The sequence below is a fragment of the Actinomadura sp. NPDC023710 genome, from assembly GCF_040639875.1.
Taxonomy (GTDB): Bacteria; Actinomycetota; Actinomycetes; order Streptosporangiales; family Streptosporangiaceae; genus Spirillospora; species Spirillospora citrea.
Window position 1 is genome coordinate 273200 of record NZ_JBFAGB010000006.1, and the last position, 13966, is coordinate 287165.

The 13966-nt window shown below is 74.6% G+C and carries 16 protein-coding genes; 9 read left to right on the forward strand and 7 right to left on the reverse strand.

The window, feature by feature from the left end; all coding sequences use genetic code 11:
• The first annotated feature begins 92 nt into the window (after positions 1-92).
• The 3 genes from AB0H37_RS09970 to AB0H37_RS09980 are packed head-to-tail and all read left to right on the forward strand — an operon-like array spanning position 93 to position 3969.
• Positions 93-785: a GntR family transcriptional regulator gene (locus AB0H37_RS09970; RefSeq protein WP_179834039.1), complete on the forward strand. Its 693-nt coding sequence runs from the start codon at positions 93-95 to the stop codon at positions 783-785.
• On the forward strand, positions 782-2167 hold the full coding sequence (locus AB0H37_RS09975) for a hypothetical protein (protein ID WP_360612162.1): 1386 nt from the start codon (positions 782-784) through the stop codon (positions 2165-2167). Before AB0H37_RS09970 ends, AB0H37_RS09975 begins: the two co-directional genes overlap by 4 nt.
• Positions 2164-3969: a GMC family oxidoreductase gene (locus AB0H37_RS09980; protein ID WP_360612163.1), complete on the forward strand. Its 1806-nt coding sequence runs from the start codon at positions 2164-2166 to the stop codon at positions 3967-3969. The genes AB0H37_RS09975 and AB0H37_RS09980 overlap by 4 nt, the downstream gene beginning before the upstream one ends.
• Positions 3970-3978: 9 nt before the next feature.
• Here AB0H37_RS09980 and AB0H37_RS09985 read toward each other — a convergent pair whose 3' ends face one another.
• The 3 genes from AB0H37_RS09985 to AB0H37_RS09995 are packed head-to-tail and all read right to left on the reverse strand — an operon-like array spanning position 3979 to position 6514.
• Positions 3979-4626, reverse strand: a complete 648-nt coding sequence (locus AB0H37_RS09985; RefSeq protein ID WP_329092801.1) for a response regulator transcription factor — start codon at positions 4624-4626, stop codon at positions 3979-3981.
• Positions 4617-5795, reverse strand: coding sequence for a histidine kinase (locus AB0H37_RS09990; protein ID WP_229810466.1), 1179 nt, complete (start codon positions 5793-5795; stop codon positions 4617-4619). Before AB0H37_RS09990 ends, AB0H37_RS09985 begins: the two co-directional genes overlap by 10 nt.
• Entirely contained in the window at positions 5792-6514 is a 723-nt protein-coding gene (locus tag AB0H37_RS09995) for a DedA family protein (protein WP_360612164.1), read from the reverse strand. Before AB0H37_RS09995 ends, AB0H37_RS09990 begins: the two co-directional genes overlap by 4 nt.
• Before the next feature lie 205 nt (positions 6515-6719).
• On the opposite strand from AB0H37_RS09995, the gene AB0H37_RS10000 reads away from it, so the two are divergent.
• The 4 genes from AB0H37_RS10000 to AB0H37_RS10015 all read left to right on the forward strand — a co-directional run bounded on the left by AB0H37_RS10000 (position 6720) and on the right by AB0H37_RS10015 (position 9603).
• Positions 6720-7535, forward strand: a complete 816-nt coding sequence (locus AB0H37_RS10000; protein WP_360612165.1) for an SAM-dependent methyltransferase — start codon at positions 6720-6722, stop codon at positions 7533-7535.
• A gap of 260 nt (positions 7536-7795) precedes the next feature.
• A complete protein-coding gene (locus AB0H37_RS10005) occupies positions 7796-8293 on the forward strand; it encodes a hypothetical protein (RefSeq protein WP_179834035.1) in 498 nt (165 codons plus the stop codon).
• 161 nt (positions 8294-8454) lie between these two features.
• Complete coding sequence (locus AB0H37_RS10010) at positions 8455-8643, forward strand: DUF5999 family protein (protein ID WP_179838579.1); 189 nt, start codon at positions 8455-8457, stop codon at positions 8641-8643.
• Positions 8644-9264: 621 nt separating this feature from the next.
• Entirely contained in the window at positions 9265-9603 is a 339-nt protein-coding gene (locus AB0H37_RS10015; RefSeq protein ID WP_360612166.1) for a hypothetical protein, read from the forward strand.
• Positions 9604-9683: 80 nt separating this feature from the next.
• Here the strand turns inward: AB0H37_RS10015 and AB0H37_RS10020 are convergent, their stop codons facing one another.
• From AB0H37_RS10020 to AB0H37_RS10030, 3 genes are read right to left on the reverse strand one after another with little or no spacing between them, the layout of a single operon-like run.
• A complete protein-coding gene (locus AB0H37_RS10020) occupies positions 9684-10154 on the reverse strand; it encodes an SRPBCC family protein (RefSeq protein WP_360612167.1) in 471 nt (156 codons plus the stop codon).
• Positions 10155-10184: 30 nt separating this feature from the next.
• Positions 10185-10979: an SAM-dependent methyltransferase gene (locus tag AB0H37_RS10025; protein ID WP_360612168.1), complete on the reverse strand. Its 795-nt coding sequence runs from the start codon at positions 10977-10979 to the stop codon at positions 10185-10187.
• Positions 10980-11021: 42 nt separating this feature from the next.
• Positions 11022-11609, reverse strand: coding sequence for a PepSY domain-containing protein (locus tag AB0H37_RS10030; protein WP_360612169.1), 588 nt, complete (start codon positions 11607-11609; stop codon positions 11022-11024).
• 132 nt (positions 11610-11741) lie between these two features.
• Between AB0H37_RS10030 and AB0H37_RS10035 the strand changes: the two genes are divergently transcribed.
• A complete protein-coding gene (locus AB0H37_RS10035) occupies positions 11742-12422 on the forward strand; it encodes a response regulator transcription factor (RefSeq protein WP_329092816.1) in 681 nt (226 codons plus the stop codon).
• Position 12423: 1 nt separating this feature from the next.
• Positions 12424-13839 (forward strand): HAMP domain-containing sensor histidine kinase, encoded by a 1416-nt coding sequence (locus AB0H37_RS10040; RefSeq protein ID WP_360612170.1) that lies wholly within the window; start codon positions 12424-12426, stop codon positions 13837-13839.
• A 31-nt stretch (positions 13840-13870) separates the two neighbouring features.
• Here the strand turns inward: AB0H37_RS10040 and AB0H37_RS10045 are convergent.
• On the reverse strand, positions 13871-13966 hold a 96-nt coding region (locus tag AB0H37_RS10045; RefSeq protein WP_131764087.1), incomplete at its 5' end, for an acyl-CoA dehydrogenase family protein.

Here is a 13966-nt window from a genome sequence, read left to right on the forward strand (position 1 = left end):
CCTCTCGTGATGCCCCCACCCTGCCACGGTCTTGACGGCTGGGCCGCGCGCGTGGTCCAGTGGCTCATCCACTCATCCTCTGGAGGTTACCGGTGCCGTCCTCCCCGATCCCCCGCGACACGGTCGTCGACGCGCTCGTCGACCGGCTGCGCGACGACGTGCTCGGCGGCCGCTACCCGCCCGGCTCCTACCTGCCGCCGGAACGGGACCTGGCCGCCGGCTACGCGGTCACCCGGACGTCGCTGAAGCACGCGATCGTCCGGCTCGCGCAGGCCGGCCTGCTGGAGACGCGGCACGGCGTGGGGACGCGGGTCCGCGACTACGAGCGGCTGGGCGGGCCCGAACTGCTGCCGATGCTGGTCAGCACCGTCGGGACGGCCTGGATGGCGGAGATCTTCGAGGTGCGGCGCGAGGTCGGCGCGCAGGTCGCGGCCAAGGCGGCGGTCCACGCCACCGGCGAGCAGCGGGCCCGGTTGCGGGAGCTGGCCGCGCGGGTCGGGGACGCCGCCGGAGGCGACGAGGCCCAGCTGGCCGAGTGCGAGGTCCACCGGGTCATCGCGGCGGCCACCGGCAACCGGGTCTACGGGTTCATGGTCAACGCCCTGCTGAACGCCTACCTCGCCGTCCGGGAGGCCTTCACGCACGCCTTCGCCGACCCGGCGGCGGCCGCGGACCGGCTCGCGCCCCTGGTCGAGGCCCTGTGCGACGGCGACGCCGCGCGGGCGCGCGAGGCGGCGGGCGCGTACTTCACCGAGACCGAGTCGATCATGCGGGGCTCGCGATGAGCGCGCGGCGCACGGTCTTCGGCGAGGTGATGGAGGGGTCGCTGCGGCTCGCCGGAGAGGACCGCGACCGCCCGATGCGGCTGGAGCTGGCCGCCGACCTGCCGGGCGTGCTGCGTCCCTGGGGCGATGTGGAGGGGGCGCTGACCGGACGCGTCCGTGTGCCGGACTGGGCGGACGACCCGGCGGCGTCCGGACGGCTGCGGGTGGCGCCCGTCGCGGCGCGCCGGATCCGCTACACGCTGGGCTTCACCGCGGGCGACGGGCGGCGGCTGCGCCTGGACGGCTGGAAGACCGTCAGCCCGCGGCGCCCCGTCCGGTCGATGACGCTCCTGCCGCTCACGGTGACCGACGAGGACGGGGCCGTGGTCGGTGAGGCTCGGCTGCGCTTCGACCTGCGCCGCGATCTCGTCCGCTTCCTCGGCGGCTTCCGTTTCCCCGGGCCCGACCCCCTGCGGTCGCGCTGGCGCGGACAGCCGGGGCGGCTGGAGGTCTGGTACACGACGCTGACCGACCCGGCGACCGGGACGGGCGTCTGGCTCCACCACGAGCTGGTCGCGCCGGCCAAGGGCGCGGCGGACGCGGGCACAGCGCGGGCGCACGGCTGGGCCGCCGTCTTCCCGCCCGGCGAGGCGCCGGTGCTCGCGCGGTTCGGCCCGGAGCGGTGGAGCCCGCCGGAGGACGCGGCGTTCGCCGCCGGGCCCGTCGAGCAGGCCGACGGGCGGCTCACCGGCACGGCCGGGACCCTCACCTGGGACCTGCGCGAGTCGGGTGGCGGCCGGCCCCTCTACACGTTCCCGCGCTGGGCGTGGGAGTCGGAGCTCCTTCCCGCCGCGCAGATCGTCCCGAGGCCGGCCGCGACGTACGACGGCGTGGTGCGGTTCGGCGACCGCGTCCTCGAACTGGAGGCCGCGCCCGGAGCGTCCGCCCGCATCTACGGCCACGGGAACGCGCGCCGCTGGGCGTGGCTGCACGCCGATCTCGGCGGCGGCGACGTGTGCGAGATCGTGGCGGCGGTGTCGACGCGTCCGGGGATGGACCGGCTCCCTCCGCTGCCGTTCGTCCGGCTCCGGGTCGACGGCGCCGACCTGGCCTCCGGCGACCCGCTGCTCGCGGCGCTGCGGCTGCGCGCCGGCATCGGCCTGCCTGCCTGGACGGTCCACGGCCGCATCGGCGACCGGCGCGTGCACGTGCGGGTGACGCTGCCGCCCGGGGAGACCGTCTCCGTCGACTACGCCGACCCGGACGGCGCCCCGGCCGTCTGCCACAACTCCGAGCGAGCCGACGTCCGGATCGTGCTGGCCCGGCGGGCGGGGCGCGGCTGGGAGACCGAGCGCGAATGGCGGCTCGACGGCACCGGGCACGCGGAGGTGGGGCTGCGATGAGCGCGATGACCGGAACGGTCGCGGCACTGCTCGGCATCGAGGACCCCGGCGACCTGGCGCGGGTGTCCGCCCGCGCGGAGGCCGTCGGCCGGGCGCTCCCGGCGCCCGCGCGGCTCGGCCTGCGCGCCGGCGCGGGCACGCTGGACGCGCTGTCCCGGCTCGCCACCGGACACCCGCTGGACGGCCTGGACGCCGACCGCCGCGACGCGTTCTGCGCCCTGCTGACCTCCCGCGAGCCGGCGGCGCGGCTCGTGGAGGCGCTGAAGATCCCCCTGCTGCTCGCCGCCGGCACCGAGCTGCTGCCGCTCCCCCGGCCGGCCGGCGACCCGCGCCCCGACGCGCCGCTGGACTGCACGCCGTCGGAGGGCTGGCCGGCGTGCTCGACCGCCGACGCCGTCGTGATCGGGTCGGGCGCCGGCGGCGCGATGGCGGCGCGGACCCTCGCCCGGCGCGGCATGTCGGTGGTGGTCCTGGAGGAGGGGCGGAGGTTCACCGTCGCCGAGTTCCGCGACCGCCCGCCCCTCGACCGGTTCCTCGACCTGTACCGGGACGGCGGCTCCACCGTCGCGCTCGGCCGCCCGCCGGTGCTGCTGCCCCAGGGCCGCGCGGTCGGCGGGACGACCGTCGTCAACAGCGGGACCTGCTACCGGACGCCGGACCGCGTCCTGCGGCGGTGGGCGGGGCTGGGCGTCCCGGTCGGGGACTTCGGCGACCACCTCGACGAGGTCGAGGCCACGTTGAGGGTCGCACCGCAGCCGATCGGGCCCCTCGGCCGCAACGGGCTGCTCGCGCTGAAGGGCGCCGAGCGGCTCGGCTGGCGCGCGGGGCCGCTGCGCCGCAACGCGCCCGACTGCGTGGGCAGCGGGCAGTGCGCCGCCGGTTGCCCGCACAACGCCAAGTACGGCGTCCACCTGAACGCGCTCCCCCAGGCCTGCGAGGCGGGAGCGCGGATCGTCTCCCGGGCCCGGGTCGAACGGATCCTCGTCGAGCGCGGCACCGCCACCGGTGTGCGCGCGCGGCGCCCGGACGGCACGGCCTTCGAGGTCCTCTCGCCCCGCGTCGTCGTCACGGCCGGCGCCCTGGAGACGCCGCTGCTGCTGAGGCGGTCGGGCCTCGGCTCGCATCCCGGGGTGGGACGCGGTATGGCCGTCCACCCCGCGACGAACATCGCCGGGAGGTTCGCCGAGCCGGTCGTTTCCTGGTCGGGGGTGATGCAGAGTGTCGGCGTCGAGGAGCTGCACGCGGACGGGATCCTCATCGAGGCGACCGCGAGCCCGCCCGGCATGAGCTCGTTCCCCCTGCCGGGCGCGGGACGGGCGCTGCGCCGCGCACTGGAGGGCGCCGACCGCCTCGCCGTGCTCGGCGCGATGATCGCCGACGCCCCGTCCGGCCGCGTGCACGGCGCCCGGCACCGCGCGCTCGTCCGCTACGACCTGGCCCGGGAGGACGCGGCACGGCTGCGCCGGGCGCTCGTCGCGATGGGCCGGATCCTGTTCGCGGCGGGCGCCGAGGAGGTCCTCACCGGCCTGCCCCGCCGCCCGGTCGCCCGCGACGAGGCCGAGCTCACGCACGCCGTGGCGATGGCGTCCGCCGGCGACCTGCACCTGGCCGGGTTCCACCCGACCGGGACGGCGCGGCTCGGCGCCGACGCGGCGAGGGCGCCGGTGGACCCGTCCGGGCGGCTGCGCGGCGTCCGGGGCGTGCACGTGGCCGACGCGTCGGTCCTGCCGACCTGCCCCGAGGTGAACCCGCAGCTCACCATCATGGCGATGGCGCTGCGGATCGCCGAGGGGATCGGGTAGGCGCCGCCGTCAGGAGCCCAGGTACCGCAGGACGGCCAGGACGCGGCGGCTGTACCCGGTCGCGTGCGACAGGTCGAGCTTGTCGAAGATCGCGTTGACGTGCTTCTCGACGGCGCTCTGGGAGATGTGGAGGTGGGCGGCGATCGAGGCGTTGGTGTGCCCCTGCGCCATCGTGTCGAGGACGTCCCGCTCGCGCGGGGTGAGGCGCGCCAGCGGGTCGCCCTGCGCGCCGTGCGCGGCCAGCAGCCGGCGCACCACCTCCGGGTCGAACGCGGCGCCGCCCGCGCCGACGCGCTCCAGAGCGTCGAGGAACTCGTCGACCTGCGCGACCCGGTCCTTCAGCAGGTAGCCGACGCCCGCGGTGTCCGCGGTGATCAGCTCGGCGGCGTAGCGCTTCTCCACGTACTGCGACAGGACGAGCACCCCGACGTCCGGCCAGCGCCGCCGTATCTCCAGGGCGGCGCGCAGGCCCTCGTCGGTGTGGCTGGGCGGCATCCGGACGTCGACGACCACGACGTCGGGCGGGCCGGCGGCCACCGCCGCGATCAGCGCGTCGCCGTCGCCCACCGCCGCCTCCACCCGGTGGCCCTCCTCGGCGAGCAGCCGCACCAGGCCCTCGCGCAGCAGCGTGGAGTCCTCGGCCAGCATCACCCGCACGGCAACTCCGCGGTGATCACGGTCGGGCCGCCACGCGGGCTGTCCACGGCGAACGTCCCGTCCAGCGCGGCCACCCGGCGGGCCAGCCCGGCGAGCCCGCCGCCGCCCGGGTCGGCTCCCCCGCCCCCGTCGTCCTCGATGCGCACGCCGATCATTGTCGCCGATCCCGCCACGGCCACCCGCACCGACGCGGCGCCGGAGTGCTTCGCGGCGTTGGTGACGGCCTCGCAGACGACGAAGTACGCCGCGGTCTCGACCGCGTGCGGGGGCCGGCCGGGGACGTCGTACTCGATCGCCACCGGCAGCGCGGACCGCTCGGCCACGGTCTCCAGCGCCGCCCGCAGCCCCTCGCCGTCCAGCGCCGCCGGGTAGACCCGCCAGGTGACCTCCCGCAGGTCCGCGAGCGCCCGCTGGGACTCCTCGTGCGCCTGCCTCAGCAGCTCGGCCGCCCGCTCGTCGTCGCCTGCGCGGCGGGCCCGCCCGATCAGCATGCCGAGCGCCACGAGCCGCTGCTGGACGCCGTCGTGCAGGTCGCGCTCGATGCGGCGGCGCTCGTCGTCCACCGCGTCCACCACCTGCGCCCGCGTCACCGACAGCTGCGCGATGCGGCGCTCGTACTCCTCCAGCGGGCTCGGCCCGAGGCAGCGCCTGGCCACGCTCCGCTCCATCGCCGCGACCCCGACCAGGCCCTGGACCGCGAGGAAGAGCAGCACCACGCCCGCGACGGCCGTGTAGAGGACGATCCACCAGGTCGGCGGGATGTCGTCCATGTGGTCGCCGGTGATCCACCAGCCCACCGCCAGCCGGACCGCGGCCGCCGCCCCGTAGGCGAGCAGCAGCAGGATCACGCCGCCGAGCAGCCCTACCGGCACCCGCAGCACGAGGTAGGCGAGCGCCTTCAACGGGCCGTACCGGACGGCCCGGTCCTCGCCGAGGAACGCCCGGAGCCTCCAGAGCTCCAGCTCGGCCAGGAGTTCGGCGCCGTCCGCGACGGCCGCGGGCACCTTCCGGCGCCCGCGCGAGAACGCCATCGAGTACGCCATCAGGACCGCCGCCACCGCCAGCAGCACCAGTTCCGCCCCGGCCGTGACCGCGCCGAGCAGCAGGCCCGCAGCGGCCCGTGCCGCCGCGCGCGGGCCGCCGCGCGGCACCTCAAAAGTTGCGATCACGTTCGAGTTCTCTCGCCTCCACTCGACGACCCTCTCGCCTCCGCTCGGTGCACCCCCGGCCCCGGGCGCCGCGCGGACCTGCGCGACTTCACGATACGTACGGCGACGAACGCCAGCGCCGCCAGCCCGACCAGCACGAGCACGGCCTTGGAGTAGACGCCGACGTACTCCTCCACCGTCCGCCAGTTGTCCCCGAGCCCGTACCCGGCCAGCACGAACACCGTGTTCCACAGCAGGCTGCCGAGGGCGGTGTAGAGCAGGAACGTCGCCATCCTCATCCGCTCCACCCCGGCCGGGACGGAGATCAGGCTGCGGAAGATCGGGATCATCCGGCCGAAGAACACGGCCTTGGCGCCGTGCCGGGCGAACCACGCCTCCGTCCGGTCCAGGTCGTCCAGCTTGAGCAGCGGCAGCCGCGCCACCAGCGCGCGGATCCGGTCCCGCCCGATCAGCGCGCCGATCCCGTACAGGGCCAGCGCCCCGGCCACGCTGCCGGCCGTCGTCCACGCCAGCGCCGCCACCAGGCTCATCCGGCCCTGCGCGGAGGCGAACCCCGCCAGGGGGAGGATCACTTCGCTCGGCAGTGGCGGGAACAGGTTCTCCAGCGCGATCGCCAGCCCCGCCCCGGGCGCGCCCAGCTTGTCCATCAGGTCCGTCGCCCACCCCGCGACGCCCCCTGCGGGCCCGCTCCCGGACGCCGCGTACATCGTCTCGATCATGTACACGACGCTAGGAACCGGGACGCCGCGCCGCCATGGAGCGCACCGCCGGGCCGTCCGGCCGCACGCCGCACCCCCTGCCCTGCGGAAAACCGCACCCCGTCCGCGCCGAAAGCCCGGACGGGGAAGGGGATCCGTCCTACTGTTGGATCATCGCCGTCGCCCGTTCAGGGGATCAGGGCGCACAACAGAAGGAGCCGCGCGCGTGGCCGACGACCTCCCCGAGAACGCACCTCCGGGCATCGACCCCTCCACGCCCACCTTCGCGCGCGTGTACGACTACTTCCTCGGCGGCAAGGACAACTTCGCCGCCGACCGCGAGGTGGCCGACATGGTGATGCAGCTCGTGCCGGAGGCCCCCGTCGTGGCCCAGGGCAACCGGGTCGCCATCGAGCGGGCGGTGACCTACATGGCCCGCGATCTCGGGATCGACCAGTTCGTCGACATCGGGTCGGGGCTGCCCACGTCGTCCAACGTGCACCAGTTCGCCCGGGCGGCCAACCCGGACTCGCGGGTGGTGTACGTCGACGACGACCCGATCGTGCTGGCGCACGGGCGGGCCCTGCTGACCGAGACCGGCGTCGCGACGTTCATCCAGGGCGACCTGTACGAGCCTGAGAAGATCTTCACCGACCCCGCGCTGACCAGGCTGCTCGACCTGTCGCGCCCGGTGGGCATCGTGCTGGCCGCGATCATCCACCACGTACCGGACGAGCGCGACCCGGCCGGGGTCGTCCGGGCGCTGCTCCCGTTCCTGGCGTCCGGCAGCCACGTCGTGCTCACCCACCTGCACGACTCGGGTGACGACCCGCGCGTCGAGGAGGCCAAGCGCATCCTGCAGTCGGGGCTCGGCGGGTCCTACTTCCGGCACTCCTCCGAGGTCGAGCGGTTCATGGAGGGCCTCACGATCCTGGAACCGGGGGTGGCCCACGTGACCGAATGGCGGCCCGCCGGGCCCGCCGGGCCGCTGGAGCACCCGCTGCACACCCAGATGGTCGCGGTGCTCGGCCGGAAGGACTGATCAGCGGATTCAGCGGAGAGTGAAACCGGTTCCGCCGGCGGCCGCCGGCGGAGGAGGCTCGGAGGCCCGATTCCCGCAGGCCGCGCGGTTACGGACGGCCTCGCCCCCGGTTTCGGACCCGAGCCCGGTCATGATCCAGGTAAAATGATCTTTTTGATCGACTTTTCCGTTGTTGTGCCTTTCTTGTAGCGTTCGCAGCGCTTTGTGAAGTGCATTCATGATCGGACTTTCCCGCCACAAGATCATCTGAGGACGCCGCGATGCCCCTGGCGACAGGCCTGGCCGCGGCCGCGCTCGTGGGCCTGCTGACGCTCCTGGCCACCGCGCGGCGCGGCAGGTTCCGCGACCGATCGAACGATCGGCACCCCGAGTCGCTGACGGCCGTCCTCGACCCGGGGGACGAGGAGTACCTCGCCTGGCTGGCCGACCACCACTGGCCGGCGGACGAGTACCTCGACCTGGAGCACGAGTGGCGGATCGAGCTGGAGTTCGGCGAGCCGGCGGCCCACTACGAGTCGCCGCTGTGCCCCCGGTGCGACCTGCGCCGCGAGGACGTCTGGCCGTGCCCCGCGTGCGGCAGGCTCCTGCACTCCTCCTGCGGCCACGGCATGCGGCGCCGCGCCGTCGAGCGCCCCTACCGGACGCACGGCACCAACTCCGAGGCGGTCGTCGCCGAATGGATCTGCACGGACTGCACGGCCGTCGTCGGCCTGGACGTGGACCACGGCGGTGAACCGGACGGGGGCATCTTGCGGTGAATCGCCCCTGACTGCCCGAGCTTCGGGGTGTTCACACGTGGCCGAGGGTAAAAAATTCGCCATCCACTTGCATATTTCGGACGCGGCGCGGCAGGCTGCAATATGTCCCTAATCACGTGGGACACCTGTGGAGGAACCCTGTGACCGCCGAACACCACACCATCTGCCAGCACGAGCCGCCCTGTCCGCAGCCGGACGACCTCGACCGCGAGGCCGCGCGCATCATCGCCGCCCACCCCGAGCAGGGGTGGAACCTTCTGTGCAACGGCGTCGTCGTCTTCGACGACACCGGCGAGCTCCTTCCCGACGGGCGCGTCATCGCCCCGCACCGCCCCACCACCGCCGCCTAGAGCCCACGTCCCGTCCCGGCACGATCGTCCGATCATGTGCCGGTCGTCCCCGACGCCGGGCGAGCTCCCGCCGCCCGGGACGCCGCGGGCACGCCGTGCGGGCGCCTCTGACCCCTCCGCGGAAACGCACATCTGCCGCAGGTCCCCCACATCAGCGATGAACCGGCGCTCGTCCTCGACCGCGCCGTCCCTCCGCCCGGGAGCCGAGATCCTCCACTCCCTCGGGCCACCGCCGCCGCACCACTCCGGCGGCCGCCGGGCTCGGTGACGCTCTCCCGACCCGGCCCATGCCGAGACCACCTTTCCCCGCCTTCGTGAGGCGACCACCACCGGACTCCAACCCGCGTGCCAAACCCTGGCAGCGCGCGACGAAAGGCCGCGTGTCGTGGCGCCCCCGCGCGAGGATCGCGCGCAGCCTTGGAGAGGCGATCGGACAGGGCGAGGCGATCCCAGGTGAACCTCGCCCGCTCGCGCGGGCGACCGCATGAGACGCCATGCACGGTTGGTCTCCATCGATTCGCCTGTCGGACTCCCATCCGGCGGGCGATCCCGGTAGCGTTCAACTGTTTTGCTACTTACGCAACAATCATGCGGAACTCGACCGCGGAAGGACGGTGTGGTGTGGTCACAGTCCTGGTCCTCGCGTCCCTGGTCGCCCTGTTCGGCCTCTTTCTACCGAACCTCCTCCACCCCATGCCGCCGCGACCCGCCCCGGAACCGCCGCGACCCGCCCCGGAGCCGCAGCATCCCGCCCCCGAGGCGCTGCGCACCGTCCCGCCCCCTGCGCCCGCCGCCGGCCCTCCCGGCCACCCGGAGTCCATGACCGCCGAGCTGGACCCGGGCGACGAGGAGTACCTCGCCTTCGTGGCCGACGAGCTCTGGCCCGACGACGAGTACCTGGAGCTGGAGCACACCACCGACGGCGAAGAGGAGTCCGGCGGCAGCAGCATGCGCATGTGAGCGGGCAACCGGTGGTGGACCGTTCCGAAAGCACAGCGGGACGGTGCCCGGGCCAGGGGCGCCGGTGAACGCCCGACCGGCTACGGGGTGGGGAGGGGAGCGCCGGTCTCCAGAAGCGTCTTGAGGCCGGACAGGACGTGCGGCCAGCCGTGCCGGGACATGCCGAGCAGCACCTCGCCGCCCTCGTGGACGACGGTCAGCCTCACCGCCTCCCCGACGGGTTCGAGATCGAACGCCACCGTGGAGCGGGGTTCCCGCAGGAGCCGGGCGCGGGTCTCCTCGTCCACGCCGGTGGACCGCGCCCACTCGGGCGTGAAGGTGTGCCAGGTGTAGGCGAGGCGCCGGCCCGGCTCGGCTTCGAGGACGACCTGCTCGGGGTCGGACGTCGTCGCACCCTCCTCGTGCCAGGTGACGGCGGATCCGGGCCTCCAGTCGGTCTCGAAGGCGACACCCCAGTAGCGGCGGGTGAAGGCCGGGTCGGTGAGCGCCTCCCAGAGTCGCTCCGGCGTGGTCTTGATGTAGGTCGTGTAGACGAACTCGTTCCCGGTCATCGCGTCCTGTTCCAGCGGGCCTGGCGTCTTCTAGGGCTTGCGGCCTACGGCGCCGTAGGCGTCCACGGCCTCCGGCTCGGCCGCGTCCGGCCGCCAGTGCGTCACCGGGACGATGCCGGGCTCCACGAGTACCAGACCGTCGAAGAAGCGCCCGATCTCCTCGGGCGTCCGCAGGACGAGCTGCGCGTTGCCCGAGGCGTTCCAGACGTCCACGATGCGGTCGGACGCCTCTCCGTGCACGACGTTCGTCCCGTCGTACATGGCGAAGTAACTGCCGGAGGGCACCGCGTCCATGAGCCGCCGCACGATCCGGTACGCCTGCTCGTCGTCGGGGACGAACTCCAGGATGCCCATCAGCGTGAACGCGACCGGACGGCTGAAGTCGATCGTCTCGGCGGCGGCCTCCAGGATCGCGTCCGGGTCGCGAAGGTCCGCGTGGATGTAGGCGGTGCTCCCCTCGGGCGTGCTGGTGAGCAGGCCCTTGGCGTGCTCCAGGACCAGGGGGTCGTTGTCGACGTAGACGATCCTCGACTCGGGGGCGGCGCGCTGGGCGACCTCGTGGGTGTTGTCCACCGTGGGCAGCCCGGTGCCGATGTCGATGAACTGGCGGATCCCGGCCTCGGCGGCCAGGTGCCACACCACCCGGTTCAGGAAGAGCCGGGAGGCCCGGGCCAGGCGCGCGACGTCCGGCAGCATCCCGAGGATCTGGTCCCCTACCTCGCGGTCCACCGGATAGTTGTCCTTGCCGCCAAGCCAGTAGTTCCAGATGCGCGCCACATGCGGGACGCTCGTGTCGATGCCGGGCCCGGGTCGCTGCTCGCTCATGCGCCACCCCCTTGGCCGATCCCTTCCCGCCAGGGGCGAAGGTCAGTCATCGTCGTCCGCCTCCTCGGCGACGACCCTGCCGGTCGCGGCGTCCACGACGACCTCGTGCTCGGTCCCGCCGGCACCGGTCACGTCGACCTCCCAGACCGCCCTGCCGCCGTCGCGGTCGAAACCGACGGAGGTCGCGTGGCCGGGAACGGCCTTGAGCGCCGCGGCCGCCGCGCCCGCCACGGTGGCCTTCGCGTTGCGCAGCGCGGCGGCCTCGCCCCTGTCGTCCTCGTCCTGCTTCTCGGGGCGGTCGGCCACGACCTTGCCGCTGCCGGAGTCGATGACGACCTTGCGCGCGGCGCCGTCACCGGTGAGGACGTCGACCTCCCAGACGATCGTGCCGTGCTCGCCGTCCAGCTCGATCTCCTGAACCTTCCCGGGGACGGCCCTCAGCGCCGTGTCCGCGGCCTGCGTCAGCGAGACGGCCGTCCGCGCGGGGCTGTCGCCGGACGGCGAGCCGCCCTCGCCGCCGTCCGCGGCGGCGATCGCGGCCGTGGCTCCGCCGGCGGCGAGCGCGCCCGCGGCGACCAGTGTGACCAGCAGGCCGCGGCCCGCGACCATGCGCCGTGCGTCGAACCTCATCGGAACTCCCATCTCCGGGTGTCGTGCCGGCCTCTACGGCCGCACCTTCCGCCCTGACGATGCCGGGCGTTCCTGTAGCGCCGCTGAAGCAACCTGAAGCCGTCTTCAGGTGGGGTTTGGCAGGCTGTGGGGATGCGCCTGCTGATCGTCGAGGACGAGAGACGCCTGGCCGCCTCGCTCGCGCGGGGGCTGACGGCCGAGGGGTTCGTGGTCGAGACCGTCCACGACGGAGCCGAGGGGCTGCACCGGGCGCTCGGCGGCGGGTACGACCTGGTCCTCCTCGACATCATGCTGCCCGGGATGAACGGCTACCGGGTGTGCGCGGCGCTGCGCGCGGCGGGCGACGAGACGCCGATCCTGATGCTGACCGCCAAGGACGGCGAGTACGACGAGGCGGAGGGCCTGGACACCGGGGCGGACGACTACCTCACCAAGCCGTTCTCCTACGTGGTGCTGGTGGCCCGCGTCCGCGCGCTGCTGCGCCGCCGGACGCGGGGCGCGGCGCCCGCCATCGTGCTCGGCGACCTCAGGGTCGACCCGGCGGCGCGGCGCGTGCACCGGGGCGAGGCCGAGGTGGAGCTGACCGCCAAGGAGTTCGCGGTGCTGGAGCACCTGGCGGCGAACGCGGGCCGGGTCGTGTCGAAGGCGCAGATCATCGAGGCGGTCTGGGACCTCGCCTACGACGGGGACCCCAACATCGTCGAGGTGTACGTGAGCGCGCTGCGCCGCAAGCTCGACCTGCCGTTCGGGCGCCGGTCGATCACGACGGTGCGCGGCGCCGGGTACCGGCTGGCCCGGGACGGGGGCGCCTGAGATGGCCCGCCGCCCGGCGTCCGTCCGCGCCAGGACGACCCTGGGCGCGACCGCCGTGGTGGCGGTCGCGCTCGTCGCCGCCGGGCTCGCGGTGGTGCTGCTGCTGCGCTCGAACCTCGGCGGGCAGGCCGACCTCAAGGCGGAGGTGGCGGCGCGCGAGGTGGCCTCCCAGCTCGCCGCCGGCACCCCGTTCGCGGCGCTCGACCTGCCGGACGGGGAGGACCGGCCCGTGCAGGTCGTGGACGAGGAGGGCCGGGTGCGGGCGGCCAGCGAGGACCTGCTGCGGATTCACGGGACCGGCTCCCCCGGCGTGCGGCCCGGGCGGCCCCCGTCGGGCGACGATGACGACGGCGATGACGACGATCCGGCGCGCGGGGAGGTGTCGGGCGGCGACCCGGAGTTCTCCACGGGCCGCGCGACCGTCGACGAACGCACGGCCGACTACCGGTTCGCGGCGGTCGAGGTGACGACGCCGCGGGACGAGACCGTGACCGTCTACGCGGGCGCCGACCTGGCCGCCGCCCGGGACGCGGTGGGCACCGCCGTCCGGGCGATGCTCGCTGGACTGCCGCCCCTGCTCGCGGTCGTCGCGGGGGTGACGTGGCTGGTCACGCGGCGGGCGCTGCGTCCGGTGGAGGCGGTCCGGGCGGAGCTGGCCGAGATCACCTCCTCCGGCGACCTGGCCCGGCGGGTGCCCGTGCCGGAGGCGCGGGACGAGATCGCCGGGCTGGCCGCCACGACGAACGCGACGCTCGCCGCGCTGGAGGAGTCGGTGGCGCGGCAGCGCGGGTTCGTCGCGGACGCCTCGCACGAACTGCGCAGCCCCATCGCCTCGCTGCGCACCCAGCTGGAGGTCGCCGCCGCGCATCCGGAGCTGCTGGACGTCGGCGGGCTGGTCGAGGACGTCCTGCGGCTCCAGCGGCTGGCCGCCGACCTGCTGCTCCTCGCCCGCATCGACGCCGGGGACCGTCCGCCGGCCAGGCCCGTCGCGCTCGGCGGGCTCGTCCGGGAGGAGCTGGAGCGCCGCGCGGCGGGCGACCGGATCACCGTCCAGGCGTCGATCGAGGCCGATCCGCGGGTCATGGGCGTGCCCGGGCGGCTGTCGCGGGTGGTCGGCAACCTGCTCGACAACGCCCAGCGGCACGCGCGCTCGGCGGTCCGGCTCTCGGTGGGCGAGGAGGCGGGCACGGCGGTCGTGCGGGTCGCCGACGACGGGCCGGGGGTGCCGCCCGCCGACCACGAGCGGATCTTCGAGCGGTTCGTGCGGCTGGACGACGCGCGCAGCCGGGACGAGGGCGGCGCGGGTCTCGGGCTGGCCATCGCCCGCGACCTGGTGCTGGCGCACGGCGGGGACCTCGCCGTCCGCGAGGCCCCCGGCGGCGGCGCGCTGTTCGAGCTGCGGCTGCCGGCGGTCTGAACCGGCTCCGAGGGCCGGTCGCCGGCGGGGGTTACTTCAGGAGCTGGCGGGCCATGACCATGCGCTGGATCTGGTTGGTGCCCTCGTAGATCTGGGTGATCTTGGCGTCGCGCATCATCCGCTCCAC

Coding starts and splice junctions, on each gene's coding strand:
- AB0H37_RS10005 (WP_179834035.1), top strand. CDS start 7,796: ATGCCCCTGGCGACAGGCCTGGCCGCGGCCGCGCTCGTGGGCCTGCTG.
- AB0H37_RS10035 (WP_329092816.1), top strand. CDS start 11,742: ATGCGCCTGCTGATCGTCGAGGACGAGAGACGCCTGGCCGCCTCGCTC.
- AB0H37_RS09975 (WP_360612162.1), top strand. CDS start 782: ATGAGCGCGCGGCGCACGGTCTTCGGCGAGGTGATGGAGGGGTCGCTG.
- AB0H37_RS10025 (WP_360612168.1), bottom strand. CDS start 10,979: ATGAGCGAGCAGCGACCCGGGCCCGGCATCGACACGAGCGTCCCGCAT.
- AB0H37_RS10030 (WP_360612169.1), bottom strand. CDS start 11,609: ATGAGGTTCGACGCACGGCGCATGGTCGCGGGCCGCGGCCTGCTGGTC.
- AB0H37_RS09980 (WP_360612163.1), top strand. CDS start 2,164: ATGAGCGCGATGACCGGAACGGTCGCGGCACTGCTCGGCATCGAGGAC.
- AB0H37_RS09995 (WP_360612164.1), bottom strand. CDS start 6,514: ATGATCGAGACGATGTACGCGGCGTCCGGGAGCGGGCCCGCAGGGGGC.
- AB0H37_RS10040 (WP_360612170.1), top strand. CDS start 12,424: ATGGCCCGCCGCCCGGCGTCCGTCCGCGCCAGGACGACCCTGGGCGCG.
- AB0H37_RS10020 (WP_360612167.1), bottom strand. CDS start 10,154: ATGACCGGGAACGAGTTCGTCTACACGACCTACATCAAGACCACGCCG.